This window comes from Flagellimonas crocea (assembly GCF_033441595.1).
Classification (GTDB): domain Bacteria; phylum Bacteroidota; class Bacteroidia; order Flavobacteriales; family Flavobacteriaceae; genus Flagellimonas; species Flagellimonas crocea.
Genome location: NZ_JAUZVX010000003.1, coordinates 716,720 through 741,123, shown reverse-complemented (window position 1 = coordinate 741,123; position 24,404 = coordinate 716,720). Strand labels below are relative to the sequence as shown.

Annotated in this window: 25 protein-coding genes; 9 read left to right on the top strand and 16 right to left on the bottom strand. The window is 40.6% G+C overall.

Going from position 1 to position 24,404, the window contains the following annotated elements:
• Window positions 1-29: 29 nt before the first annotated feature.
• From SD449_RS12675 to SD449_RS12620, 12 genes are all read right to left on the bottom strand, one after another.
• Window positions 30-1,022 (bottom strand): glycosyltransferase, encoded by a 993-nt coding sequence (locus SD449_RS12675; RefSeq protein ID WP_318311065.1) that lies wholly within the window; start codon window positions 1,020-1,022, stop codon window positions 30-32.
• Window positions 1,023-1,025: 3 nt separating this feature from the next.
• Entirely contained in the window at window positions 1,026-2,138 is a 1,113-nt protein-coding gene (locus SD449_RS12670) for a polysaccharide pyruvyl transferase family protein (RefSeq protein WP_318311064.1), read from the bottom strand.
• A 12-nt stretch (window positions 2,139-2,150) separates the two neighbouring features.
• Entirely contained in the window at window positions 2,151-3,659 is a 1,509-nt protein-coding gene (locus tag SD449_RS12665) for an oligosaccharide flippase family protein (protein ID WP_318311062.1), read from the bottom strand.
• A gap of 8 nt (window positions 3,660-3,667) precedes the next feature.
• Window positions 3,668-4,639 (bottom strand): nitroreductase family protein, encoded by a 972-nt coding sequence (locus SD449_RS12660; RefSeq protein ID WP_318311060.1) that lies wholly within the window; start codon window positions 4,637-4,639, stop codon window positions 3,668-3,670.
• A 32-nt stretch (window positions 4,640-4,671) separates the two neighbouring features.
• A complete protein-coding gene (gene rfbC / locus SD449_RS12655) occupies window positions 4,672-5,214 on the bottom strand; it encodes a dTDP-4-dehydrorhamnose 3,5-epimerase (protein ID WP_404828054.1) in 543 nt (180 codons plus the stop codon).
• Window positions 5,214-6,083 carry a glucose-1-phosphate thymidylyltransferase RfbA gene (gene rfbA / locus SD449_RS12650; RefSeq protein ID WP_318311056.1) on the bottom strand — a complete coding sequence of 290 codons (870 nt, stop codon included), beginning with the start codon at window positions 6,081-6,083 and terminating at the stop codon, window positions 5,214-5,216. The genes rfbC and rfbA overlap by 1 nt, the downstream gene beginning before the upstream one ends.
• A 9-nt stretch (window positions 6,084-6,092) precedes the next feature.
• Window positions 6,093-7,151 (bottom strand): dTDP-glucose 4,6-dehydratase, encoded by a 1,059-nt coding sequence (gene rfbB / locus SD449_RS12645; RefSeq protein WP_318311055.1) that lies wholly within the window; start codon window positions 7,149-7,151, stop codon window positions 6,093-6,095.
• A 43-nt stretch (window positions 7,152-7,194) separates the two neighbouring features.
• A complete protein-coding gene (rfbD, locus tag SD449_RS12640; RefSeq protein WP_318311053.1) occupies window positions 7,195-7,971 on the bottom strand; it encodes a dTDP-4-dehydrorhamnose reductase in 777 nt (258 codons plus the stop codon).
• A 63-nt stretch (window positions 7,972-8,034) separates the two neighbouring features.
• The gene (locus SD449_RS12635) at window positions 8,035-9,081 is read right to left on the bottom strand and encodes a hypothetical protein (RefSeq protein ID WP_318311052.1); all 1,047 of its coding nucleotides are present in this window, start codon (window positions 9,079-9,081) and stop codon (window positions 8,035-8,037) included.
• A 4-nt stretch (window positions 9,082-9,085) separates the two neighbouring features.
• A complete protein-coding gene (locus tag SD449_RS12630; RefSeq protein WP_318311241.1) occupies window positions 9,086-10,774 on the bottom strand; it encodes a DUF6909 family protein in 1,689 nt (562 codons plus the stop codon).
• 50 nt (window positions 10,775-10,824) lie between these two features.
• Window positions 10,825-12,324, bottom strand: coding sequence for a GH3 auxin-responsive promoter family protein (locus SD449_RS12625; protein WP_318311051.1), 1,500 nt, complete (start codon window positions 12,322-12,324; stop codon window positions 10,825-10,827).
• A complete protein-coding gene (locus SD449_RS12620; RefSeq protein WP_318311049.1) occupies window positions 12,325-13,194 on the bottom strand; it encodes a M23 family metallopeptidase in 870 nt (289 codons plus the stop codon).
• Between the two features lie 166 nt (window positions 13,195-13,360).
• Here SD449_RS12620 and tatA point away from each other — a divergent pair, with 166 nt between their 5' ends.
• The 3 genes from tatA to SD449_RS12605 all read left to right on the top strand — a co-directional run bounded on the left by tatA (window position 13,361) and on the right by SD449_RS12605 (window position 16,259).
• Window positions 13,361-13,558, top strand: a complete 198-nt coding sequence (gene tatA, locus SD449_RS12615) for a twin-arginine translocase TatA/TatE family subunit (RefSeq protein WP_318311048.1) — start codon at window positions 13,361-13,363, stop codon at window positions 13,556-13,558.
• A 180-nt stretch (window positions 13,559-13,738) separates the two neighbouring features.
• Complete coding sequence (locus tag SD449_RS12610) at window positions 13,739-15,835, top strand: OmpA family protein (RefSeq protein WP_318311047.1); 2,097 nt, start codon at window positions 13,739-13,741, stop codon at window positions 15,833-15,835.
• Between the two features lie 253 nt (window positions 15,836-16,088).
• Window positions 16,089-16,259, top strand: a complete 171-nt coding sequence (locus tag SD449_RS12605) for a DUF6747 family protein (RefSeq protein ID WP_318311045.1) — start codon at window positions 16,089-16,091, stop codon at window positions 16,257-16,259.
• 76 nt (window positions 16,260-16,335) lie between these two features.
• On the opposite strand, the gene SD449_RS12600 is transcribed toward SD449_RS12605, so the two are convergent.
• From SD449_RS12600 to SD449_RS12590, 3 genes are all read right to left on the bottom strand, one after another.
• Complete coding sequence (locus SD449_RS12600) at window positions 16,336-17,334, bottom strand: DUF4837 family protein (protein WP_318311044.1); 999 nt, start codon at window positions 17,332-17,334, stop codon at window positions 16,336-16,338.
• 12 nt (window positions 17,335-17,346) lie between these two features.
• Entirely contained in the window at window positions 17,347-18,918 is a 1,572-nt protein-coding gene (locus SD449_RS12595) for a lytic transglycosylase domain-containing protein (protein ID WP_318311043.1), read from the bottom strand.
• A gap of 120 nt (window positions 18,919-19,038) precedes the next feature.
• The gene (locus SD449_RS12590) at window positions 19,039-20,229 is read right to left on the bottom strand and encodes a phosphoglycerate kinase (protein WP_318311041.1); all 1,191 of its coding nucleotides are present in this window, start codon (window positions 20,227-20,229) and stop codon (window positions 19,039-19,041) included.
• Window positions 20,230-20,411: 182 nt separating this feature from the next.
• Here SD449_RS12590 and SD449_RS12585 point away from each other — a divergent pair, with 182 nt between their 5' ends.
• The 6 genes from SD449_RS12585 to SD449_RS12560 are packed head-to-tail and all read left to right on the top strand — an operon-like array spanning window position 20,412 to window position 23,714.
• Window positions 20,412-21,563 carry a DNA polymerase III subunit gene (locus SD449_RS12585; protein WP_318311240.1) on the top strand — a complete coding sequence of 384 codons (1,152 nt, stop codon included), beginning with the start codon at window positions 20,412-20,414 and terminating at the stop codon, window positions 21,561-21,563.
• A gap of 12 nt (window positions 21,564-21,575) precedes the next feature.
• Window positions 21,576-21,971, top strand: coding sequence for a DoxX family protein (locus SD449_RS12580; RefSeq protein WP_318311039.1), 396 nt, complete (start codon window positions 21,576-21,578; stop codon window positions 21,969-21,971).
• Window positions 21,972-22,011: 40 nt separating this feature from the next.
• On the top strand, window positions 22,012-22,461 hold the full coding sequence (locus SD449_RS12575; protein ID WP_318311038.1) for a hypothetical protein: 450 nt from the start codon (window positions 22,012-22,014) through the stop codon (window positions 22,459-22,461).
• Window positions 22,462-22,464: 3 nt separating this feature from the next.
• On the top strand, window positions 22,465-22,641 hold the full coding sequence (locus SD449_RS12570) for a hypothetical protein (protein WP_318311037.1): 177 nt from the start codon (window positions 22,465-22,467) through the stop codon (window positions 22,639-22,641).
• A gap of 4 nt (window positions 22,642-22,645) precedes the next feature.
• Window positions 22,646-23,212 carry a Crp/Fnr family transcriptional regulator gene (locus tag SD449_RS12565; RefSeq protein WP_318311036.1) on the top strand — a complete coding sequence of 189 codons (567 nt, stop codon included), beginning with the start codon at window positions 22,646-22,648 and terminating at the stop codon, window positions 23,210-23,212.
• A 52-nt stretch (window positions 23,213-23,264) separates the two neighbouring features.
• Window positions 23,265-23,714, top strand: coding sequence for a DoxX family protein (locus tag SD449_RS12560; protein WP_318311035.1), 450 nt, complete (start codon window positions 23,265-23,267; stop codon window positions 23,712-23,714).
• A gap of 54 nt (window positions 23,715-23,768) precedes the next feature.
• Here SD449_RS12560 and SD449_RS12555 read toward each other — a convergent pair whose 3' ends face one another.
• Window positions 23,769-24,275 carry an OmpH family outer membrane protein gene (locus tag SD449_RS12555; RefSeq protein WP_318311034.1) on the bottom strand — a complete coding sequence of 169 codons (507 nt, stop codon included), beginning with the start codon at window positions 24,273-24,275 and terminating at the stop codon, window positions 23,769-23,771.
• Between the last annotated feature and the right edge of the window lie 129 nt (window positions 24,276-24,404).

Below are 24,404 nucleotides of genomic sequence, written 5' to 3'. Positions count from 1 at the left end.
AAAAGCTAAGCGAGTAATTGAGGAAGAAATTACAAGTTTTTATACACCTCTATAAGTTTATTTATAGTTTTTTCTGGGCTATAATTTACTGTGATGTATTCTCTTAACTTATTTGCATCTTGTTTTAGTGCAGTATTCACTGCAGCTCCTATTGAATCTATATCCAACGGATTTACCAAATGTGCCATCCCATTATAATACTCTTTTGGTGCGCCTCGCTCAGTTAGTACCACATTACACCCATATAAAGCCGCATTTAAGGCAACTAACCCAACCCCTTCAAATAAACTGGGCAGGGCAAAAACCTTTGCCTTTTTAAAAAGCTCCTTGAGTTTGTCTTCAGACACATAGCCTAAAACTTGTATATTCTTCGCCTTACCAATAGCCCTTTCAATTGTTTCGTACTCTACAAGTGTTCCTTTTGCCCCGGCCAAAATCAACCTAAAATTATATTTTTTAGCTGCTTTTATTAAATTTATCACATTTTTTCTTGGCTGATAAATTGAGCTTACATGGAAACAAAAGTTTTCCTTTTCAAAAATATCGGTTGTTGGTGTATCATATTCATAGGATAGTTCTACTTTTTTAACCTTTTTCTTTGATAAACCAAAAGATTCCGTGAAAAACCTCTCTTCATAATCGGACCTAACAACTACATATTTCACAAATGGCAGTACTTTTTTCAATGCATATGTTTTAGACCAGAGCCTAAATTTTTCAAAACCAAGATGTGATGATAGTCCGTACATAATCTTGCTTTGATTTGAATCTATGATTGGTGACAAAAGAATATTTTGGTTTTTCTTGTAAATACCTTTAATAAGCTCATACATCAATATATCTGCACCAAAAAAATGAATAACATCAAAAGTTTGCCAATCGTAATTGTCCCAAACATTTATTTCAACGACTTCATGCCCTTTTTGCTCTAAACCTTCTTTCCACTTACGCGATTGATTTTTTACCCCGTTTGAATCTCCTGATAACACAGCATACTGATACAAAAAATATCCTATTTTCATAACTTACTCTAAAGCGTTAAGTAAAAAATCGCTTGATTTTGCAATTTCCTTTGATAATATTTTTTCCGTTTTTGAATAATCAATTGGCTTATCTAAAAGGTCAATATAACTTTTGTCAGAAGAGGTTATAAGGCGGTCTTCAAGCTCAAGCATTGATAAAATCGATTGAAATCTTGCCATTCCTCTTTTTTCATTGCCAATTACAATAAACTGCTTTCTAAAAATTATTGAAAACAATGTTCCATGAAAAGAATCTGTAACAACAAAGTCAGCTTCTTGAAAACCTCTCAACCAGTTTGAAACTGAAGGATATACATAATTATAAATATCTAGTGACGGTTTTTTTAAAAGCAAACTTGGGTTTTTTTTGTAATTAATAGACTTTACTTTTAACCCTAAAACATTGGCAATTTCTTGAATTTTTTCGTTTTTCTCGAAACTGTTGTCTAAAACATATGTAGTTAAAACTTTTGTTTGTGACCTATTAATTTTACTTTCAATTATTGGAAGATATTCCTTCGCGGATAGTAGCAACGTAGGGTCTACGACTTGAATTGCATCAACATCAAATTGATTCTTACAGATGTCAATTCCAGAGGATTCACGGACTGATATTGCTGTAAATTTTTTCAGTAACTTACTAATCGTTTTACGTTCTTTTTCTTTAACATCCACCGAATCTTTCCCAAAGGATGGTGCATAAGAAATTCTCTTTACATTCGGGTCCTCCACAAAATCCAAAAAGAAATTATTTTTAACACCGCCCGTGTGTTCTACTCTCCATACTTGATCGCTCCCAACAATAAAAGCGTCAAAATTATCTTTATTTAGGTTAATCATCTCGGATTGTGAATCAATCTTATTGGTTCTTGGAACAATCCATCGATCAGAAAAGCGTTTTACATTCTTTATTAAAAAATGATGGAAAAAAAACTTTTGGATCCAATAACTTATGGTTTTTTTCTTCCTAATGTCCCATTGTCTATCAACCAAGAATGCGTTATACCCTTTTTTTTTTAAAAAAGTAAGAAGTGCATAGGCCTGTAATACACCCCCATAGTTTCCTTTTAAAGGCAATGTGAGTATGCCTACTTTTACTATTTTTCTATTACCCATTAATCTATCATATTAAATCCTTATTCTATTTAGTAACTTTTCAACAATTTTCCTTTCATAGTTGTTAACCCCAATAAACCACATTGAAATTGCAAACAACGACACAAACACACAAATGTGTACAAAATAATGGATTAGGGAGTTTTCTGGAGAGAAGAAGTACTTAAATAATAAATAAGCAGTTGCCGTCGTAATCAGCGGAATTGAAAGTTTAACAATCTCTCTCCAAAACAAAATCATATTTAATTTAATTTTTCTGTGATAATAGATATTCATAATGATACCATTGCCAATTATCAAACTGAATCCTGTTACCATTGCACATCCCAGACCTCCATATGCTTTTGCTGCCGGGATAGCGAATGATATATTTATTAATGCGATTATTAAATAACAAACCGATCTAAACCTCTGTTCATTCTTTGCTTGTAAAATGGTTATCCCTAAATTTTGAATTAAAGGAATTGTAACTGGGATCATTATCCATAAAGCAATAAAAAAAGATTCATTATAATCTTTGCCGACCCAAAGGAATATAAATTGATTTCCAAAAAACACAAATCCCATAAGTATGGCGGATAACAAAATGTATTGCAATCTTCCAATTTTCACAAACATCTTTGTCAATTCTGCATTAGAGACTTTATCAGTAATCATTTTTGTTACTTTTGGCAACATTAAACCAACCATCGAAGTTGACATTGCAAAGTATAAGTTCTTCAATGTAATGGCTACGGAATAAACAGCAACACTTTTAGTGCCAGATACTGATCCTAAAATAAACTGACCTGAATTCCAATATATTTGGTCTACAATAGCATTTAAAAATACATAAAAGGAATATCCTAATATTTCTTTCAAGAGCGATTTATCAAAGTAAAAATAGGACGGAGAAATATTAATTTTCTTTCTGCAATAAATATAGTTTGCAGTTAAAGTGAAGATGTTGATTCCTGTGATTACTAAAACTAAAGTAATGGACTTATAACCCATTAAAAGAAAAGGAGTCATTAAAATGGGGTTTAACAAGACACTCACAATGCTTAGTACTCTTGAAAAAACAAATCTTTCATTCGCGATTATTACCGAATTAAAAATACTGAAGGGAAATGTAATGGCTAAATTAAAGGTCAATAGCAAAATCAGTATTTTCATTTTTCCTAGCTCCAAATCATTCATAGACTCTTGAAAAAAGAACTCTGCATTTAGATACAGGATATATCCAAATATTGCAACAACAATTCCGATCATAGCATATATCTTTAGAAACATGCCGTGCAATCCGTTTAAAGTTTTATAATCATTGAGTCGCAAATATTTTGCAGTATACCTTATCATGGCATTACCTAGACCCAAATCCATTATAGATAAGTATCCAACTGTGGATACAGCCAAAGCGTAAAGACCGTATTCGGATTGCCCAAGAGATCGGATTAAAAAAGGAGTGTAAGTAAGTCTTATTAAGTTATTAACTAAAATAAGAACATAGGAGAGCGTAATTCCCTTTTTTATTTGACTCATAATAGTTCTTAATGAAAGGTAACGAAAGACTCACTATCCCTTCTTAAGGATTTTGCTACAACGCAATCCTCTGTAGGGTAACCTAAAGCCATATACATTATAACTTTTTCGTTTTCTGGAATATTGGCTGCTTTTTTAATACGGACTTCAGATCTAACGGAAACGCATGTATTTAACGCACATGTACCAATGCCAATGCTATAAAATGCTAATATTAAGGACATTGCAAACATTCCAGAATCAATTCCTACTTGATTTCGTTCATTGTTGGAAAAAAACTGAACATCACCTGTTATAATGGCAATTGTCCTTATTGATTGTTCAAAACCCCTATTCCCGTTCTGTAATTTCAACAATTTGGGAACATCGTTGCCATTATAAACATGTAGTTTCCATCCTTGTCTATTGCAAACCGATGGAGTGTATTTCGCTACTTCAATAGCCTTCAAAACTTTGTCTTTGGAAACAGGTATGTTTTTGAAATTCCTAACACTTGCTCTTCCCTTCACAAAAGCTTCATAGGCTTCTGGTTTTAAATTTGATTCAGTGTAATTACGTACACCGCCTGTTGTGCTATTAGAATTTCTATTTCCTATGAATATCCTAATATCTTCGATGATTTCAGATTCAAATCCTTTTTCATTGTGATATTTCACATATTTATTAAGAACGGAAATGATATTATCAATTAAGTAATCATTTCCAAATCTCTTGATATATGCTGACCCAACAAAAATTAAATCATTAATCTTTTTTTCGCCAAACCCTAATTTAACATCTGGCAATGCCAAGCCTTTTTCAATTGTGTGGTATTGTTTGGTCAAATAAGCTACAAAATGGCTTTTCTCTTTTAAATTTCCTACTTTAAAAGAATACTTCAAAAAAATCTTTAAATCATAGCCCGCATTGATAAACTCAATTATTTTTTGCTTTAAATTCATTTCATTAATAAGTGTTGATAATATTTTTGGTTTTATCAAATAATTAGTTTAGCATCCCTACGCACAGCTAGCTACAATGGTTTCAAGTAATCTGGGAAGTTCCTGTCTTTATTAGATAGTAACAAGTCATCAAAATCCATTAACCACTTTATATTTATTTCGGGACAGTCAAATAGAATACCTGATTCTGCAATTTTATTATAAAAATTGTCGCATTTGTATAATACCTCCGCCGACTCGGTCAACGTCAAAAAGCCATGAGCAAAACCTCTTGGTACAAACAGTTGCTTTTTGTTTTCGCTGCTCAGCTCCATTGAAAAATGCTGGGCAAAGGTAGGAGAATCTTTACGCAAATCCACCACCACGTCCTGAATTCTTCCTGACAGCACAGAAACTAGTTTGGCTTGGGCATGCTCTCCCTTCTGAAAGTGCAATCCCCGCAGAACCCCTTTTTTGGAAAACGATTGGTTGTCCTGAACAAAATTTATCTCTCGGCCAATGGCTTCACAAAAATCTCTATGGTTGTAGCTCTCAAAAAAATAGCCTCTTTCATCTTCAAAAATCTGCGGTTCTATTACAAAGCATCCTTTCAGTTTTGTCTCCGTCGCTTTTATCATGCTTCCTTGTTCAATATGCCCAACAATCTTTCTCCGTAACCGCTCTTTCGCAATGGTTCTGCCAGCTCATTTAATTGCTTTTTATCAATATAGCCCATTTCGTATGCGGCCGCCTCAATGGAGCCTATGATCATCCCTTGTCTTTCTTCGAGCACCTCAACAAACTGGGACGCTTGCATAAGTGCTTGGAATGTTCCGGTGTCCAACCAAGCTGTTCCTCGGTCCAGAATGCTAACATTAAGCTTCCCGGCCTTAAGATATGCTTTGTTCACATCGGTTATTTCCAGTTCTCCCCTTGCGCTCGGCCTTATCCCTTTTGCGATGGATACCACGTCGTTGTCGTAAAAATAAATTCCCGGTACCACATAGTTGGATTTTGGCTCTTTGGGCTTTTCTTCAATACTTATGACCTTACCTTCCTCGTTGAATTCCACTACCCCATAACGTTGTGGGTCGTTTACGCGATAAGCATAAATAATTCCCCCATTGGGGTTATTGTTTGATTGCAACAACCTGGACAATCCCGTTCCATAGAAAACATTATCGCCCAAAATCAAGGCTACTTTGTCGCTTCCAATAAACGCTTCACCAATAATAAATGCTTCAGCGAGTCCGTTCGGCGATTCCTGCTCCGCATAGGAAAAAGAGCAACCGTATTTTTTGCCATCTCCCAAAAGTTCCCGGAACAGCGGCAGGTCCTTTGGCGTGGAAATAATCAATATTTCTTTGATTCCGGCATACATCAATGTAGATAGTGGGTAGTAAATCATCGGCTTGTCATAGATGGGCATCAACTGCTTGCTTACCGAAAGGGTAAGTGGGTGCAATCTGCTACCGGTTCCTCCTGCCAAGATGATTCCCTTCATTGTAGTGCTTTATTGATATTGCTTTTTATAATATTCCAAATAGTCCCCTGAGGTAACATGGTTTAACCATTGCTGATTTTCAAAATACCAATCAATGGTTTTTTGAAGGCCCTCCTCAAAAGTCACCGACGGTTCCCAACCCAGCTCCTTATTGATTTTGGTGGCGTCAATGGCATATCTTAAATCGTGACCCGGGCGATCTTTTACAAAGGTTATTAGATTTTCCGAAGTTCCTTCCTTCCTGTTCAGTTTTTTGTCCATCAATCTACATAGTAGCCTTGTCAAATCAATATTCTTCCATTCATTAAAGCCCCCTATATTGTATGTTTCTCCTCTTTTTCCTTGATGAAAAACCAAATCTACGGCTTTGGCATGATCAACTACATAGAGCCAATCGCGTGTGTAGTTTCCATCGCCGTATACGGGCAACGCCTTATTCTGTATGATATTGTTGATGAACAGTGGAATCAATTTTTCTGGGAATTGATTGGGACCATAATTATTGGAACAATTGGAAATTATGAAAGGTAGTTTATAGGTTTCACCATAGGCCCGTACAAAATGGTCCGAACTTGCTTTTGAAGCAGAATATGGGGAATTGGGGTCGTACGCTGTTCTCTCGGTAAAAAATCCATCATTCCCCAGACTACCAAAAACTTCATCGGTACTGATATGGTAAAACAAAAAATCACGGTTCTTTTTGATGCACTCTAATGACGCATTCAGCAGGTTTACTGTACCTAGAACGTTTGTGCGGACAAAAGCCAATGGGTCCGTTATAGATCTATCTACATGTGATTCCGCAGCCAAGTGAATCACTGCATCAAACCTGTAATTGGAAAAAAGTTTGTCAATGAAATCGGAATCGATGATATCCCCCTTTAGAAATGTATAGTTAGAGCAAAGCTCAACATCTTTTAGGTTTTCCAGATTTCCCGCATAGGTGAGCGCATCCAAATTGATAATGTTGTAGTGCCCATATTTTAAAACAAATTGCCTGACCACATGGGAACCGATAAACCCGGCCCCGCCAGTGATTAAAATGTTTTTTGGAACGTTCTTTTCCATGAAAGTAGCCTTAAAAGTACCTGATGTTCTCTTTCTTTCCCATTCATAAAAGAACACTGTTCCTAGGTCTCTTGGCTAAAGTACGATAATTCCTGTCCAATACAAGGTTTGTCCGGGCCACCAAGTTGTTTTCCTCCAAAATTGTTTTGGCAAATGAATACCAGGTCATCGGCTTGCCATCGGTGAAGTGATATGTGCCAAATGGCATATCTCCCAAGACAATCCTATCCATAATGTATTTAACGAGAGATTCTGTATTGGTAGGGCAGCCCAATTGTGCATCTGTAATATGTAAATCTTTACCTGCAAGTGCCCTTTCCAAAATTGAACGATAAAAGTTATGGCCATACTTTTTACTGTACAACCAAGATGTTCTGATGATGTAATGGCTTGGTAAAGTCTCCCGGACAAATTTTTCACCTGCCAATTTGGACTTTCCGTATTCATTGATAGGATCGGTCTTGTCATGTACGGTATATCCCCCATCTTTTTTCCCATCAAACACATAATCTGTGGAAATATGAATCAAATTGACCTTGTTCTCCTTGCAGGCAACGGCAAGATTTTGAACCCCTTTGGCGTTTACCAGAAAGGCCTCTTTGGGATTTTTTTCAGCTTCTTCCACATTGGTATACGCGGAACAATTGATGCAATAGTCATACTCTTCTGTGGAAAGCGTATCCATGACCTGCTTTGACTGGGTAATGTCAAGCTCCTCTGAAGTTTTAAAATCAAATGTAACCTTGGGATAGCGATTTGCAAACTCTTGTAATGTAAGCCCCAGTTGGCCGCGAGAACCTGTAACCAAGATTCGATTCATTGCCATTCTTTATTCGTTACCACTTTGACTGGCAGAGTGAGTATTAAGTGGGTTCTCTGTTGCTTACTTTTTATATGTCTTAAGGTACTTGTTTACCTCTAATAAGGCTAGTACACCTAGAACCAAAATCAGGAGCAACATAGGCAGCTTAAACTTATAACTGTTCCAAACTCCTTTTAATTCCACGCCTCTTGTTGGAAAATCACTTATTACATTGATTATAGTGGACTTATTTGCTCGTTCTTTGTTTAGGGCGACCAGCTTTTCCTTCAGAACATCCTTTTCCTGAACCAAGGCCAGCTCCCTTCCTTTTGAATCGCCACTTTCCGCCATATTGATACTTGTTCCCTGCATGGGTTTGTCCGCCTCCTTCACCAAAACCGTTCTGTACAGGCTTTGTAAAGAATCGATCTCTGCCAATTGGTTTCTATAAATAGTGTCTTGTAGCGCTAGGTTCTCATCATTGATTCTTTTCTGCAATTTAAAGTACTGATTGACCGAAATGGAACTGATAATCGCTGGCTGCGCCTTTTTGGCCACTTTGTTGTCGGTACTGATCATGGAAATTTGGTGGAACCTCGCGTCCAAAGAATTAAAATTTTTGAGATAATTCTCATAATCAATGGCCTTTACTGTAGTCGAGTCCAATTCACGAATAAACTCATCAAACAGCTTTATTTTTTGGTTTTCATCCGAGTAAGAATCCGTAAAAATCTCTTTTATGGTTGCCGCTTCGTGCTCCGTAATGTTCAGTGCTGTTGCCAAGGCTACGGAGTCCTTAGCTTCGGCAAGGTCGTTATAGAAGGCAATATTGTTATACAATTGCTGGACACTGTTAAAATTGGGCTCCACAACCATTCGTGACACGTATTTCTCAGGCAGTACTTTATCCAATACAAACCCTCCTATTCCACCGACAACAATTGCCGCTCCAATCACTATGATATTCTTTTGAACAAAAAGAAGAAAAAGCATTAATATATGAAAAATGCCCTTGAAAATGCTAGCGATAAAATTGAAGAACTTTTGAAAGCCCCTGCCGATCATTTGGAACAATTGTCCCAAATCTATTTCATCAGAACCATTTTGATTTACTGGTTGCTCTGCCATTGCCTTATGAATTGAATATTTGTTTTAAAATCCTGTCCGTAATCAAATATGTGGGTTTTACCCCGGTTGTTCCCAATCCGCCAGAAGCCAATGTGCTTCCAGTCTCCAAAGGATTGTCCGATGCGTAATATGCGTATCGAACTTTCACATCCTTTTTGATGCTTTTGCGTATTTGGGAGGCCGATTGTATTGCCTTTTGATAATGTACGCCTTCCATTTCCAACCCTATCACGTTCCAAGTGGATTCATGGAAAAATTGAAGGATATCCCTGTTCTGCAAGGATGTTCCCAATACCGTCACCATAGTCCCCTCCATTACCTTTAGTCCGTGGCCTTCAAAATCGGAACCGCACAATTCGTTTTTAAACGGATAATTGTCCGCGGTTCCCTCAAAAATGTGTGCCGACGGAATCATCAAGTCGCCTTTGCCCCCATCCAAGATTCCCGCTTTTCCCATAATGGAAACCGAATCAACGTTCAGAAAAGTCTTTTCCTCGCCCTTCTCCATGGGCTTCAAGAGCTCATCTATGGTCTCATAAGCCTGCTCCCCAAACGCATAGTCCATCACAAATATAACGGGTTTTTCTTCTTGGGGAATATCTTTTGGCAGATTGTAACAGCAGCTTTCATTTCCAAATTTGGAGGTGTCAAAAATCTGTACATCGATATTGGTGCCCGATTTATCCTCCATAAAGAGCATTCCATTTTTTTCAGCGAGGTGTTTTACCTTTTTGTTGAGAGCTCTATGCTTTTCCGAACCCAGTGCCTCATAAATATTCAAAGACTCGTTGTCTGGAAATTCCTGGGCCAACGCTTTTTTGGCAAAAAGAGAGTTCATAACACTGTGCATGTTGGCACTGATGATATGTAGTGGTCTTTGCATCAAATTATGTTCCAACAGCGTTTTTTTAATGTTGTAGGCCCATTTTTCGCCATGGATATGATGCCCCAAGCGTTCCCTTAGCAAAGGACTGAAGGTTATCGTCCTTTTGTTTCCAGTAGTTTCCTCTTCAATGGCCAACTTGCCCAGCCAGTAAATCACATTCAAAAAACGATCGGGATCTTCAGGTGTTTTCAATTTATTTTCGATATCCACCACCTCATCAAAAGTTCTTCCCAGAATGTTTGCACAATGTATTAGGGCCACCTCCCTTTCATCATTGTCTTTTTCCTCGCTCAATACAAATTCCGTCAGTTTGTCCCAATCGCGAATGGTAGCATTGCCCTCGTCCACCAATACCCTTCGGCAAATTTTCCCCGATTCAATGAACAAGAAAGTAAGGTGCGTCAAAATATCATAAATGTCACTTCTACCTCGAGTGATCTCGATATTCATCTGTTCCTCATCTATCCGGTAGCAATTTCTTCTTCTTTTTGGTGGAACAATGGGCTTTAGGTGTGATTTGGCAAAGCCCTCATCCGAAGTCAGGTTAATGAAACGGCATTCTTCTATGCCTTCGGGCAGCCTTTCAAGCACATAGATCAACCCATTGAGCTCGGCTTTTTCCTCTGCAATGGTCCCATATATTTCGGGCCTGAGCAATAGCAGTGCACTGCGCAGGGCATTCCCGGAAACTCCCGAAGGTTTGTAGAATCCACGGTTGAGCAAATGGCGCATGGTAATGTACAAACGCTCTATCGCGTTGGTGGACTCCTGCGCCCTAGTTGTTTGTTTTACTTCTGTTGCCATCATATCTTCTGGCAAAAATAAGTGAATTCCTATGAAAATGAAGCCGTTCCAAGTCAACTAATTTTGAAAGGCTGTAAGCCATCGGCCACTTTGCGGTCGTTGGCCAATCGTTGCACCTTGTTCTGTCCGCCCAATTTCCCTACCGATTTCATGTAATCTTGAAAACCATTTGGTTTAATATGGGATATTTTTAGTGGCTGAAGAATATTGCCTTCGATCAAATCAAAGTAGTAACTATTCTGCTTCTTCATGCTTTCCTCGATAATCCCAGAGAACTCCCTTAAGTCGGAAGGTTCTCGTTCAAACTCGATGAACCACTCATGATAAGGCAGTTTTCCATCTTCCGGGTTGGTTTGTGGGGCAACGGTAAATTCGTTGACCAGGGCATCGGTCTGTTCCACGGCCAATCTCAGGGCCTCTTCCACTTCTTTGGCTATCACGTGTTCACCAAAGGCGGAGATAAAGTGTTTTATTCGTCCGGAAACAATAATTTTAAAAGGGTCTTTTGAAATAAACCGAACGGTATCTCCTAAGTTGTATCCCCATAATCCAGCATTTGTTGAAATCACCATGGCGTAATCTACTCCCAACTCAACATCGGCAATAGTCAACCTGTCCGGCTTTTCATCAAAAAATTCATCCGCCTTTACAAACTCGTAAAATATCCCCGAATCCAGTAATAGCAACATTCCCTTTTCCCTTTGTGAATTTTGATAGGCAAAAAACCCTTCACTGGCAGGAAACAGTTCTATACTATCCACTTTTCTTCCGATCAGGTTTTCAAACTTGGCTCGATAGGGCTCGTAATTTACCCCACCATAAATAAACAATTGAAACTCCTTGAAAAGTTCCCCTACCTTTTTACCGGTTTTGGTATGGAGTTTTTCAAAATACATCTGTACCCAAGAAGGTATTCCCGCAATAACGGTCATGTTCTCCTGCTGAGTTTCCTCCACAATCTTGTCCACTTTGGTTTCCCAATCTTCAATGCAATTGGTTTCCCAACTGGGCAATCTGTTTTTTTGGAGGTAATTGGGCACATAATGCGCAGAGATTCCGGAGAGACGGCCAAGCTTGATCCCGTTCTTTTCCTCCAACTCGGGACTTCCTTGCAGAAAAATCATTTTCCCATCCACAAAATCGGCATTTCCTGTTTCGTGTATGTAGTTAAGAATAGCATTTCTGGATGCTTCCACCTGGTTTTTAATGGAAGGTTTTGTAATAGGAATGTATTTGGCTCCAGAAGTAGTTCCCGAGGTCTTTGCAAAATAGATGGGCTTTCCGGGCCACAGCACATCCGTTTTCCCATCAAGAATCTGCTGGATATATACTTTCAGCTCCTCATAATCACGAATCGGAACACGTTCCACAAAATCTTCATGGGAAGTAATGGTCTCGAACTGGTGGTCCCTTCCAAACACGGTTTCCTTAGCTTGGGATACCAACTGGTTAAAAACCTTTTGCTGCGTTTTCACGGGCTGGTTCACCCATTTCTCGGTCTTTTTAGCGATTCGGTTCGCAAATATTTTTGCTGCAAATGCTTTTAAGAACATTTAGTTGAAATCAATATAGTTTTTTGGATCTACCGGCTTTCCCTTTCTCCAAAGTTCAAAGTGAAGATGCGGCCCGGTGGTAAGCTCTCCCGTGTTCCCTATCGATGCTATGACCTCTCCTGCCTTTACCAAATCACCTTGGGATTTGCTCAAAGAACCGTTATGCTTGTAAACGGAGGTGATTCCTTCTTGGTGTTCTATTATAATGACGTAGCCGGTTTCGGTAGTCCACTCCGCAAACAGTACCGTGCCATCTGCAATGGCCTTTACAGGCGTATCCCTCGGAGCGACCAAATCGACCGCATAATGTTTTGTTTTTTGGTCAAACCCCTGCGAAAGAGTACCATTTACCGGCGAGAAAAACAAAGTACCCAGATTTTCCGCGTCCCTTTCAAAAAGATTGTATTTGTCCTCCAATTCCACTTCTTCGCGCAATAAGAGGTCTTGCCGGATCGGGGTAAGGTCCACCGAGGCCGGATCAAGTTTGTATTGGTCAAACAAAGAGTCGCGATTTACCTGGTTATTTTCAATATCCCCGCGCAACACCTTTCTTACATTGTCCAAATACCTATTGGTATAATTTAGCACGGTGACCAACGAGTCCGTTTTGTATGTGAGCTCCGTAGCCTGTCTTTTAAGTTTGGTGGACGAATATCCGGGAATGTACTCGCGCAATGGGGTAAAAGCAATAATCAAGGTGGTAAGGCCGATCAGTACAATTATGAACATGGTACCGGTAACAAAAACATTGAGGCGGTTTAGCTTGAAGGATATCTTCTCCTCAAAGGTGCTTTCATTAAGAATCACCAAGCGATACTTGTGAAGCAGCTTGCGTTTGATCTCCTTTCTTTTCTTTTTGTCCTTTGCCATGATGAACAAAGATAGTCTTAGATTTTAATATGCATGTTAAGCTTTTTAAAAAGCTGCGGTTGGGAAGTTCCTAAAAATCATTTTCAAATGCTAATTTTCGTTAATCGAATATACTCTTCCACATCTTTTTAGTACCTTTACCTTTCTAATTAAAGGTTTTGTAGATATGATTGCTCAAACTATATTTCTTGGCATGTTAGGCCCTTGGCAGATTGTTTTGATCGTTGCCGTGATAGTTTTGCTTTTTGGCGGTAGAAAAATTCCAGAGCTTATGAAAGGCCTTGGAAGTGGGATCAAAGAATTTAAGGATGCCACCAAGGAGGACGAAAAACTGGAAGGCGGCAGCAAAGAATCCAAATCCTAACTGCTCCCTTGTGGGTTGAAACCCGTGGTATTTTGATAGGTTTGCCATCAACGACCACATTTTTTTGGTATTCAATGCCACAAATCCACCCTTTCACAACAAAAAATTAGCCCCCCAATTACCATAATCTATTTTAGCGGTTGAAACTAAACTGTTAGGCCCCCTATGCTTAACCTCCAAATGAACACTAAGTTCATTTGTGCAGATGGAGTGGTAATGAAAAAACTGATTTTCCTCGTATGCTTTGTATGCTCAATTGGGATTTTTTCCCAAGAGCTCGCGCTATCCGATGCCGGAAGGGCTTCTTCTTCCCCCGTACCTGCACAGTACAACAATAATGACATCGGTGCGAACAATTCTTTTATAAATCATTTGGACGGGTTGAGCGAAAGAAAGCTTGCCAAGTACTTGGAGAAAGACGGCATTGCCGAAAAGTTGATCGAAAAGGGTAATGAATATTTTGATAGGATGTGGTATGCCGAGGCCGCCCGTATTTTTGATATGGTCCTGGAAAAAACAGACGCCGACCACACTTTTGATTTATTGTTGAAGGCAGGAGATTCCAACTACTATACCGGAAACCTTGAAAAATCCTATCAATGGTACAATGAGCTTTATCAAAAATACGAAGACGAGGTACAAGAAGACACTTTCTTTAGGTACACACAAACCTTAAAGGGAACCGGTAAATACCAACGGGCCTCCGCAGTGACCAAAATATTGCGACAAAAAAGAGATGAGCCGCTACGCGAGCTCAAGAACGCAAATAGGGATACCTGGAAAGGGGCAACCATGGTAAAAATTAAAAATTTGGGGATAAATTCCCCGTATTCCGATTTTTCCCCCATGTACTACAACGGTTCCGATATTGTTTACGCATCGGCCAAGGACTCCTCCATTTTGGTCTCTAGAAAATACCGTTGGACCAACCAGCCCTTTTTGGACCTCTACATTGCCCAAAACAAAAATGAGGAAGGCGATTTGACGGCTCCCAAAAAATTCTCAAAAAACATAAACACTAAATATCACGAAGCTTCGCTCGCTTTTTCACCCGATCAAAAAACAATCTACTTTACCCGGAACAATTATGGCAAAAGATTGAAGCGCGGAAAAAATGGCATCAATCATTTAAAGATCTATCGTTCCATTTTTAAAAATGGGGAATGGACCAAGGCCGAAGAGCTGTCCTTTAACGGGGATAACTTTTCCACCGGTCATCCAACCGTGAGCCAAGATGGCAAAAAAATGTACTTTGTTTCGGATAGGCCCGGAGGATTCGGCGAGACCGATATCTACATGGTGGACATTCTTGAGGACGGCGGCTTTTCAGAGCCCAAAAATCTTGGAAGGACCGTGAACACCGAGGCTAAAGAAATGTTTCCATACGTAGCCGAAAACGCGCTCTATTTTTCGTCCAACCGCCCCATGGGCTTTGGCGGGCTCGATATTTATAAGTCTGATGGTTCCGATGGTAGTTTCACGGTCGGCATCAACCTTGGAGATCCGATCAACAGCAACAGGGACGACTTTTCCTATATTATAGATGCTTCCGGCGAAAAAGGATATTTTGCATCCAACCGAAAAGGAGGGAAGGGTGATGATGATATCTACGCTTTTGCGTATACCCTCAACCTAAACGCAATATTCGGTTCTGTTGAAAAGGCCTCTTCCAATGAACCCATCGATCAAGCAAGCATTCTGCTGTTGGACCAAAACGGTGCACCAGTGCACGAAGCTTCCGCAGATTCCAATGGAAAGTATGACTTCAACAACTTAAGCCCGTCAACAGATTATATGGTGGTAGCCCGAAAAGAAGGCTTTATCAGCGATAGTTTGATGGTGAAAACGAAGCAAAACGAACCCATAAACATTGCACAGTACTTAAAAGAGCTTAAACCAATGGCCGAGCCCATCGCTACAAGTTTTGAGCCCAACAATGTCCATTTTCGTTTTGACAGTTTCGAAATTACTGCCCAAGCGGCAAAAGAGTTGGACAAGTTGGTCGCCGTTTTAAAAGAGAACGAGGACCTTGCCTTGAAAATCGAATCACATACGGATGCCATTGGACCCAAGAACTACAATAAGTACCTGTCCGACAAGCGCGCCAAATCCACCCGGGACTATATTGTTTCGCAAGGTGTGGAACCTTCACGGATTATAAGCGCTGTTGGATACGGGGAAGAGCGCTTACTCAATAATTGCGCCGATGGCCAACCCTGTTCTCCCGACCAGCAACGCATGAACCGAAGATCCGAGTTCACCCTGATTCCGCGATAAGCCTCTTCGATTCCAACCTATAAAGCCCAATCTGAACGGCTTTTCAACCACTTCCTTTCACTTTATCGATCTTCTTGCCCTTACATCTATTGGTGGCAATATGTTATTTGTCGATCAATATATCGCCTTTGTGGAGATTTGCACATCCACCCATTCTTTCGTCCTGTTTTTAAGGTCATTTATCCTTTTGTTTTCCTTTCCGACGCACAAAATCAAACCTTTGACCTGTCTTTAAGTCTTAAAAATCATACTTATGAAAAAATTACTACTCGTTAAAGAAATTTATTTGGAAGGTTTCAGAAACCTTGGACATATAATTATTGAAAAATATTTTAAAGTATTCGCTTGGTTTAGCTTTATCATGTTCTTTATTGTGCTATATGCATTTGTATATAGAATAGCTACCGGGTATGCATTTGATTAACCCCCTAAGTTTTAAAGACAAAAAAGCCCAGACACTTGATTATCTGGGCTTTTTTGTTTGTTAAAAGTAATTGTACCTAATCCGATGTTGTGGATGGAGCAAAATCCACCGTTTTGAGGATAGCCTCCAGCTCGAACATATAATCTCTTTTCTCTTCAGAAGGGGCAAATGTAAACCCTTCCAGAATAAGCTTGCGATTGTTTTCTTTGTCGTTTATGATATAGGTCAAAAATGGCCCGGCCATGGGGTAGCCGTGAATTTCCCAAACGCCTTTGACCTCAGCAGCTTTTTTGCCCGCTATCTCCGCAGGAAAAACATAGGGCGCAAATGCTTTCTCCGTAATCATGTAAGTGTTCTCATAAGGCCCAGGAATATATTTTTTACCAATGGAGTCCCTCATTCGTACAATGTCCTCTACAAAGGTGGAATCGTTGCTAAAGTAATCCCAGGGCATTTCGTAGGCCACAATGTTCATTGTGCCCTTAGGTATCTGGATATCCATCCAAACAAAATTCTTTTCCCGCTTTCCAACCTTGTACAACGATGGTACGTTAAGGTGGATACCAAACTCCTCTTCCAAGGCCTTGTCCTTGCTCAGCGAGCGTTCAAAACGCTTTTGTGCCTCGGCAATTTCGTTGGCCCTGAATTCCTCAATGGCCCTACCTGCCAATGTATCCAGATTATTGATCATCACCTCTTCCGTTGGCCCTGTTACAACGGCAACCTTTTGGGGCTTTGCATATGCATTGTCCTTAATGTGTGCCAAAGAAGTGGAATCCTGCTCCACGTAGAGAATCGACCTTGAATAAGTGGTCGTGCCCTTGAAAACTTTCGGGGGCACTTGGGTAATGGTGAACTTTGGTTCTATTTGGGGAAGACCTACAATCTGGGCTGCAAACTCGTCCCTTATCTTATCGCCTACCGGCCCTTTCCACAATTCGGTATCCATAACGACCATCAAGGAGTTGATGCCGCCCGTGGATGGTGGCAGAAATCTTTTTTTTGAGCCTGAATCCTTACAGGCTCCCAATGCCAATACAACTGTGGCAATAAATAGTGTTCCTAATTTTTTCATCTTGTGTTAAATTTACGAAGAACAATCACACAATTTAAGTTTTGTGCCCGGTTTTAGGTTATTGCCGCTAATACCGTTCCATTCTCGTAAATTTTCTATGGAAATCCCGGGGTATTTTTTGGAAATGGTCCAAAGCGAATCTCCGGATTGTACTGTGTGCACCTTGGAACCACTTGCAACGCTTTGAGATGTGTTGCCACCATTGCTTTTTGAATTCTGTGCGATATAAGGCTTTCTAGGGAAGATGGTCAGGCGCTGCCCAACCCTCAAATTGTTGCTCCTAAGTCCGTTCCATTGCTTTATTTGACTTACGCCAACACCATATTGCTCCGCAATTTTTCCCAAATAGTCACCGCTCTTCACCTTGTACCTGATCTGGTCCTGTGCAGTGACCATGTTCGGCAACGGTTTTTCCAACGAGTCCAGCTCCTTTTTTACAAATGCATAGATCTCTTTTTCGTTGGATACAAATTTTCCAATTTTTGATATTGGCAAACGCAGGGCATAATCTTTCCCCTCGACCTTAGGAATAATGTTGAGTTTGTATGCAGGGTTCAACATTTCCAGTTCCTCGGTACTTATATCCACCAATTTGGAGATTTGGTCAAAGGTGATGAGGTTTTTTACATGAACGGTATCCGTTTCAAAATAAGGTCGGTCTGCTCTTTTATACTGGAGACCGTGCTCTTCGGCATACTCAAAAATATACATGGTCGCCAAAAAAGCTGGCAGGTAACCCGCTGTTTCACGTGGAAGAAAAGGGCGAATGTTCCAATAATTTTCATAACCGCCAGATCGCCGAATCGCCTTGTTCACATTTCCAGGGCCCGAATTGTATGCTGCAAGGGCCAAATCCCAGTCCCCAAACACATTATAGAGCCTTGAAAGGTATTTGCTGGCCGCCTTTGTGGCCATAATGGGGTCGTGTCTTTCATCCACATAACTGCTTACATCCAGACCGTACATTTTTCCGGTACTGTACATAAATTGCCAGAGCCCCTTTGCACCTACCCGAGACCTTGCCTTTGGATTGAGTGCAGATTCCACAATCGCCAAATATTTAATTTCCAAGGGAATGTTCTGGTTGTCCAGTTCCTGTTCAAACAATGGAAAGTAAAATTGGCTTGCGGTCATCATCCGCTGCATCAAGTCCCTTCTTCTTGTCAAAAAGGACTTTATCACACTTTCCAAGGATTCGTTATAGGTGATGTTGAACGGGGTTTTCTCGTTCATTCTTGCCAATCGGGCCTTCAAGGTATCCGTGGGAAGATCTACCACAAAGATGGAGTCCTGTCCGGGACCGTTCTGGATCTCCAACAACATATCGCTGAACAGGTCGGCATTGCTGTGGAGCTCTTTCAACCAAAGACTATCGTATTTCCATGCCTCCTCCAAGTCGCGCAACTTGAACTTTCCGTCTTCATGTGTTTCCAAGGCCATTAACTGGCCATCGATTTTGATGTTGGATACCGTGATTGCGGCCTTTTCCTTTTCTTCCATCAAGGTGGAATCCTGCTGCGCACTCAACAAAGGTCCTGCTGATACTATTGCAGCAAACACGACTGTTTTGATTTTCTGGTTCATTTTGGACAAGGTTTGATTTTTTGGGGTGAACTAAAATGGTGTTTTTTTCTGAAAAAGTAAAATTCCGGTCGAAAAATCATCCCTTTTTAGATACTCCCTCAATAACTCACAACGTGATAGTTAGTCCAATATTGCAGCAATGCCCGGAAGGGTTTTTCCTTCAAGGCTTTCCAGCATGGCGCCACCACCTGTGGAAACGTAGCTTACTTTGTCCTCGAAGCCGAATTGTTTTACTGCAGCAACGGAATCTCCGCCCCCCACAAGGGAGAACGCACCGCTCTGGGTGGCCTCATCAATATAGTTGCCCACTGCAATAGTGCCCTTGGCAAAATTTTCCATTTCAAAAACTCCTACGGGACCGTTCCATAAAATTGTTTTGGATGCCAATATCACTTGCTTGAATATTTCCAAGGTTTTAGGACCAGCATCCAATCCTTGCCATCCATCAGGAATTTTATCTACATCAACAAACTGCGTGTCGGCACCGTTATCAAAGGCGTTTGCTGCCAAAACATCAACTGGCAGGAATACTTTTACGTTTTTGGCTTCGGCCTGCTTTAGAATTTCCAAAGCCAATTCCATTTTGTCGTCCTCACAGATGGAATCTCCCACTTTTCCTCCTTTGGCTTTAACAAAAGTGTAGGTCATTCCCCCGCCGATGATAAGGTTGTCCACCTTGTCCAGTATATTTTCGATGATAGTGATTTTTGAGGACACCTTGGCTCCACCCAAAATCGCAGTCACAGGTTTTTCACCTGTTTCCATCACCTTATCTATCGCTTTGATTTCTTTGGCCAACAAATACCCAAAGCATTTGTTCTCTGGGAAAAATTTGGCCACAATGGTAGTTGAGGCGTGAGCTCGGTGCGCAGTGCCAAACGCATCGTTCACATATACATCGCCGTGTTTGGACAATTCTTTGGCAAAGGATTCGTCACCGGCCTCTTCTTCGTCATGGAACCTAAGATTTTCCAATAAAAGCACCTCGCCACTCTGTAATCCGGCAACGGCTTCTTCTGCTTTGGGACCAACACAGTCCTCGACAAACTTTACCTGCACGCCGATTATTCCGGATACTTTTTCTACAATATGGGAAAGTGACATGTCCGGGTTTGCCTCTCCTTTGGGTCTTCCCAAGTGGCTCATCAAAACAGCGGAACCGCCATCTTCCAAAACTTTGACAATGGTTGGTTTGGCAGCATCGATTCGGCTGGTATCCGTTACATTGAAATCACCGTCCAACGGTACGTTGAAATCAACCCTGATCAAAGCTTTTTTTCCTTGGAAATTAAAATCGTCTATCGTCTTCATTTAGTATGTTCTTTTTTGCGAGTTTCAAATGTAAAGATTTCCTGCTTTTTCCGTGGCCGGACGGGCCTATTATTTCAAACTTTCATCCTTTTTAACCTTTTCGGCCCAATATGTTAAACAAGCGTGTGCCCACTATAGGTAGGCATGTAAAACTTCAGGACTTAAAAATGTATCTTTGGGTCATGCTTTTTAAAAATGTTCTAGGTCTCGAGCACATCAAAAACCATTTGGTGACGACGGCGGAAACAGGACGGGTGGCCCATGCGCAACTGTTCGTAGGTCCCGAGGGTTCCGGAGTGCTTCCCATGGCAATTGCCTATGCGCAATATTTGCTGTGCGGCAATACAGGCGGCGAAAACGATGGGAAAAATACGGTTTGCAACACCAAGTGCAACTCGTTAACGCATCCCGACCTTCATTTTGCCTTTCCGGTATCCAACTCGGACAAGGTAAAATCGCATGCGGTAAGCGACCATTATTTGGAAGAGTGGAGGCAGTTTGTAAAAGAACAACCCTATGGCAACCTGTTTGACTGGTACCGGCACATCGGCATCGAAAAAAAGCAAGGCCAAATCGGGGTTGACGAAGCGCAGGACATGGTTAAAAAACTGTCTTTGAAATCGTACGAGGGGGGCTATAAGGTGCTCATTGTGTGGATGGCGGAAAAAATGAATTCTTCTGCCGCCAACAAACTTCTTAAATTAATTGAGGAACCTCCGAACAAAACTGTTTTACTCCTTTTGGCGGAAGATGAAGAACAGATTATTAATACCATCCGGTCCCGTTGTCAAATATTGAATTTCCCCCCACTTGCGGAACAGGTAATCACCGACGAGCTTTTACTAAGGGGCGTTGCCCAGACCGAAGCACTTACCATAGCACTGGAAGCGAACGGTAACTTTAACAAGGCATTGGACCTTTTGAACAAGGATTCCGAGGACTTGGTCTTTGAACGCTGGTTTGTGCAATGGGTCCGTAGCGCTTTTAAGGCAAAGGGAAATAAGGGTGCCATACAGGAATTGATCTTGTGGAGCGACGAAGTGGCCAAAACAGGTCGCGAGGTACAAAAGCAGTTCTTAAATTATTGCCTTACCATGATGCGACAAGCACTTTTATTGAACTACGGTACCGACGAGCTCGTTTATGTCAAGGTTCATACGGAAGGGTTCGACCTGCGCAAATTTGCTCCCTTTGTACATGAAAACAATATTTTGGATATTGTAAAAGAGTTGGAAGAAGCTATTTTTCACGTGGAACGCAACGGTAATTCCAAGTTGATTTTCACAGATCTATCCATTAAACTTACACGGCTTTTGCATGTCAGGGCCGCTTAAATACAACTACCCATGGAAAACTTGTTATCGAATGCCCCTAAAATCTTGCTCCTGTTATTTTTGACCATTACTTTTTTACAGAGCGGAATCGATAAGGTTTTAAATTGGAAGGGCAACCTATCTTGGTTGACAGCACACTTCGCCAAATCCCTTTTTAGGGGGACCGCTCCCGTTCTGTTGAGCATTATTTTGGTTTTTGAGATGTTTTCCGGAGTATTTTGCGGCGTAGGAGTCTTTGAACTTGTCTTTGATGGGAAAAGCTCCTTTGGTCTTTACGGGGGGATATTGTCGGCCATTAGTTTGTTGATGCTTTTTACCGGACAACGGGTGGCAAGAGATTATGATGGGGCAAAAACCATTGTGGTGTATTTGATACCCACCATATTCCTAATTTATCTGATGCAGTAAAACGCTGATCGATCTCCTGTGATTTTAAAAATATTCATCCATGATCATTGAACCGAGCAAAAGACCCCATCTTTCCGGAAAATTACAAGGACAGTATACCAAATTTGAACGTTTGATCTTCGAAATCAGGAGAAAGAAAATCACTGACGGGGTAACGCTCATCATCAACAAAGAAATAGAAAAGTTGAATTCCCTTTCCGAAACGGATAAAACGCTTAGGACAGAAATTCGAAAAACGCAAGCCAAGATCATTGGCCTTTTGGCCAAGAAATTGAAAATTGTACCTAAGAACTACTACCGAAAAACTTGGCTTGTACTTGGAATGACGGCATTTGGGCTACCAATTGGTGCAGCTTTTGGGTTTAGCATTGGAAATATGGCGTTTTTGGGAATCGGTTTGCCCATAGGAATGTCCATGGGAATTGCCCTTGGTGCGCGAATGGACAATAGGGCAAAAGAGGAAGGAAGACAGCTGGATATTGAAATATGAATTATGTTCGGTAAAACAGCCTTTGCTCCCTTGGTGGTCATCATTATTAGTGCAATCTTATTTGGTCTGAACATTTATGAGCAGAGGAATGGAAATGGTAGCATTTGGGGCATACTTTCCAATATTTTATTGATTTTGGCTATGATATTCGTAATTCGAGAGAAAAAAGAAAAAGGCTGATTCTTTGGAAAAAATCAGATTATATTTTGAGTCGGAATTTGGGATTTCAGCGTCCGATTGGCAGGTTTTTTCATCAAAATTAACCCGGCATGAGGTTCCCAAAAAAAGCAAGCTTCTTCAAATGGGAGAGATTGAACATCACCTTTCATTTATTGAAACCGGTATTGTTCGTCTGTATATTCCAAATGAGGATGGAGAGCTAACTTTTGGTTTTGTTTTCCAAGATGCCTTTGTCAGTGCTTATGATTCTTTTCTGACACAAAAACCATCGGAATATGCAATGGAGGCACTTTCCCCAACGGTACTATGGCGAATCGACCATCAAGACTTGCAGGAGGTCTACGAAACTACGGCCATTGGGAACTTGATCGGAAGAAAGGCCAGCGAGGAACTTTTCCTCAAAAAATCCAAAAGGGAACTATCGCTATTGCGCGATAGTGCCGAGCAGAGATATCTCAATCTTTTTAAAGAACGCCCTGAACTTTTCCGTGAGATACCGTTAAAATATATCGCTTCTTATATCGGTGTCACTCCACAAGCCTTGAGCCGTATCCGTAAACGCATTTCTTAACCTGGGTTCATTGCGCTGTACCATCTTATCATGGATTTTTACATGAAAAAAGATGAAGCCACTTTTTGTTCTTATTGGAGCATTTGTCCTTTGCTCCTTCGTTCTGAAAATTTTTACAAAAACAATCGATTATCGATTATCCGCAAGAATTGCCATGTCCAGCATGCTACTTTTTACCGCAATCGGGCACTTTGCATTTTTGGAGGGAATGTCGGCCATGGTTCCATCATTCATTCCTTTTAAAAAAGAGGTAGTTCTGGTTACCGGGATTATGGAGATTCTTTTTGCCATTGCTCTCTGGTTTCCTCAGTATCGGAAAACGACAGGGTGGCTTTTGATTCTCTTTTTAATCCTGATACTGCCTGCCAACATCAATGCCGCGATTAATGAAATCAACTACCAGACCGGACAATTAAACGGGCCTGGCATCAATTATCTTTGGTTCCGTATCCCGTTGCAGGCCTTTTTCGCGATTTGGGTCTATATTGCATCTATCCGATAAAACATAAAGCCCGCTCAAAATGAGCGGGCTTTATTTATTTTGACGTTACGAAATTTATTTTTCGTACTTATCGTTCAATATTTTAAGAATGGCATCGGTCACATTTTTGGCCTCATCTCCATAAATTACGGAACCACCGTCTCCACCACCTAAAATGTAAGTATAGCCATTTGCCTTACCATAGGCCCGGATTTCCTTTTTCACCTTTTCCACAACACTGTCCATTTCGGTCTGCCGAACTTGCTGCAGTTGTTGTTCCTCTTGTTGCAAACGTTGTCCTATCTGTTGCCCGCGTTGCTGAAGCTGGGAATATTCTTCCTGCGCACTTTGTTGGGACATGTTCTGTGCCTTGCTCTGGAATTCTTGTAGCTGCATCTGGAACGACTGCGAAATACTGTCCCTTTTCCGGTTCATGGCCTGGGCTCTTGTTTGGTACCTTGAATCGACATCAACTTTTTCCTGATAGTCTTCCAAGATCTTTACACTGTCCACGTATGCAATTTTGTTCTGCTGGCATGCCGTTGCAAAGATGGCAATGGCAAGCACTGTTAATTTTCTCATTTTTTGGATTTTATAGATGCGCAAAAATAGAAAAGCTTTTGGAAAGCCAACCATTAAGTTTGAACGATCTACAATCGGGGGCCTTTTTAAACCATAGAAGTTTCTTATCGGTGTGGCCACACTTCATAA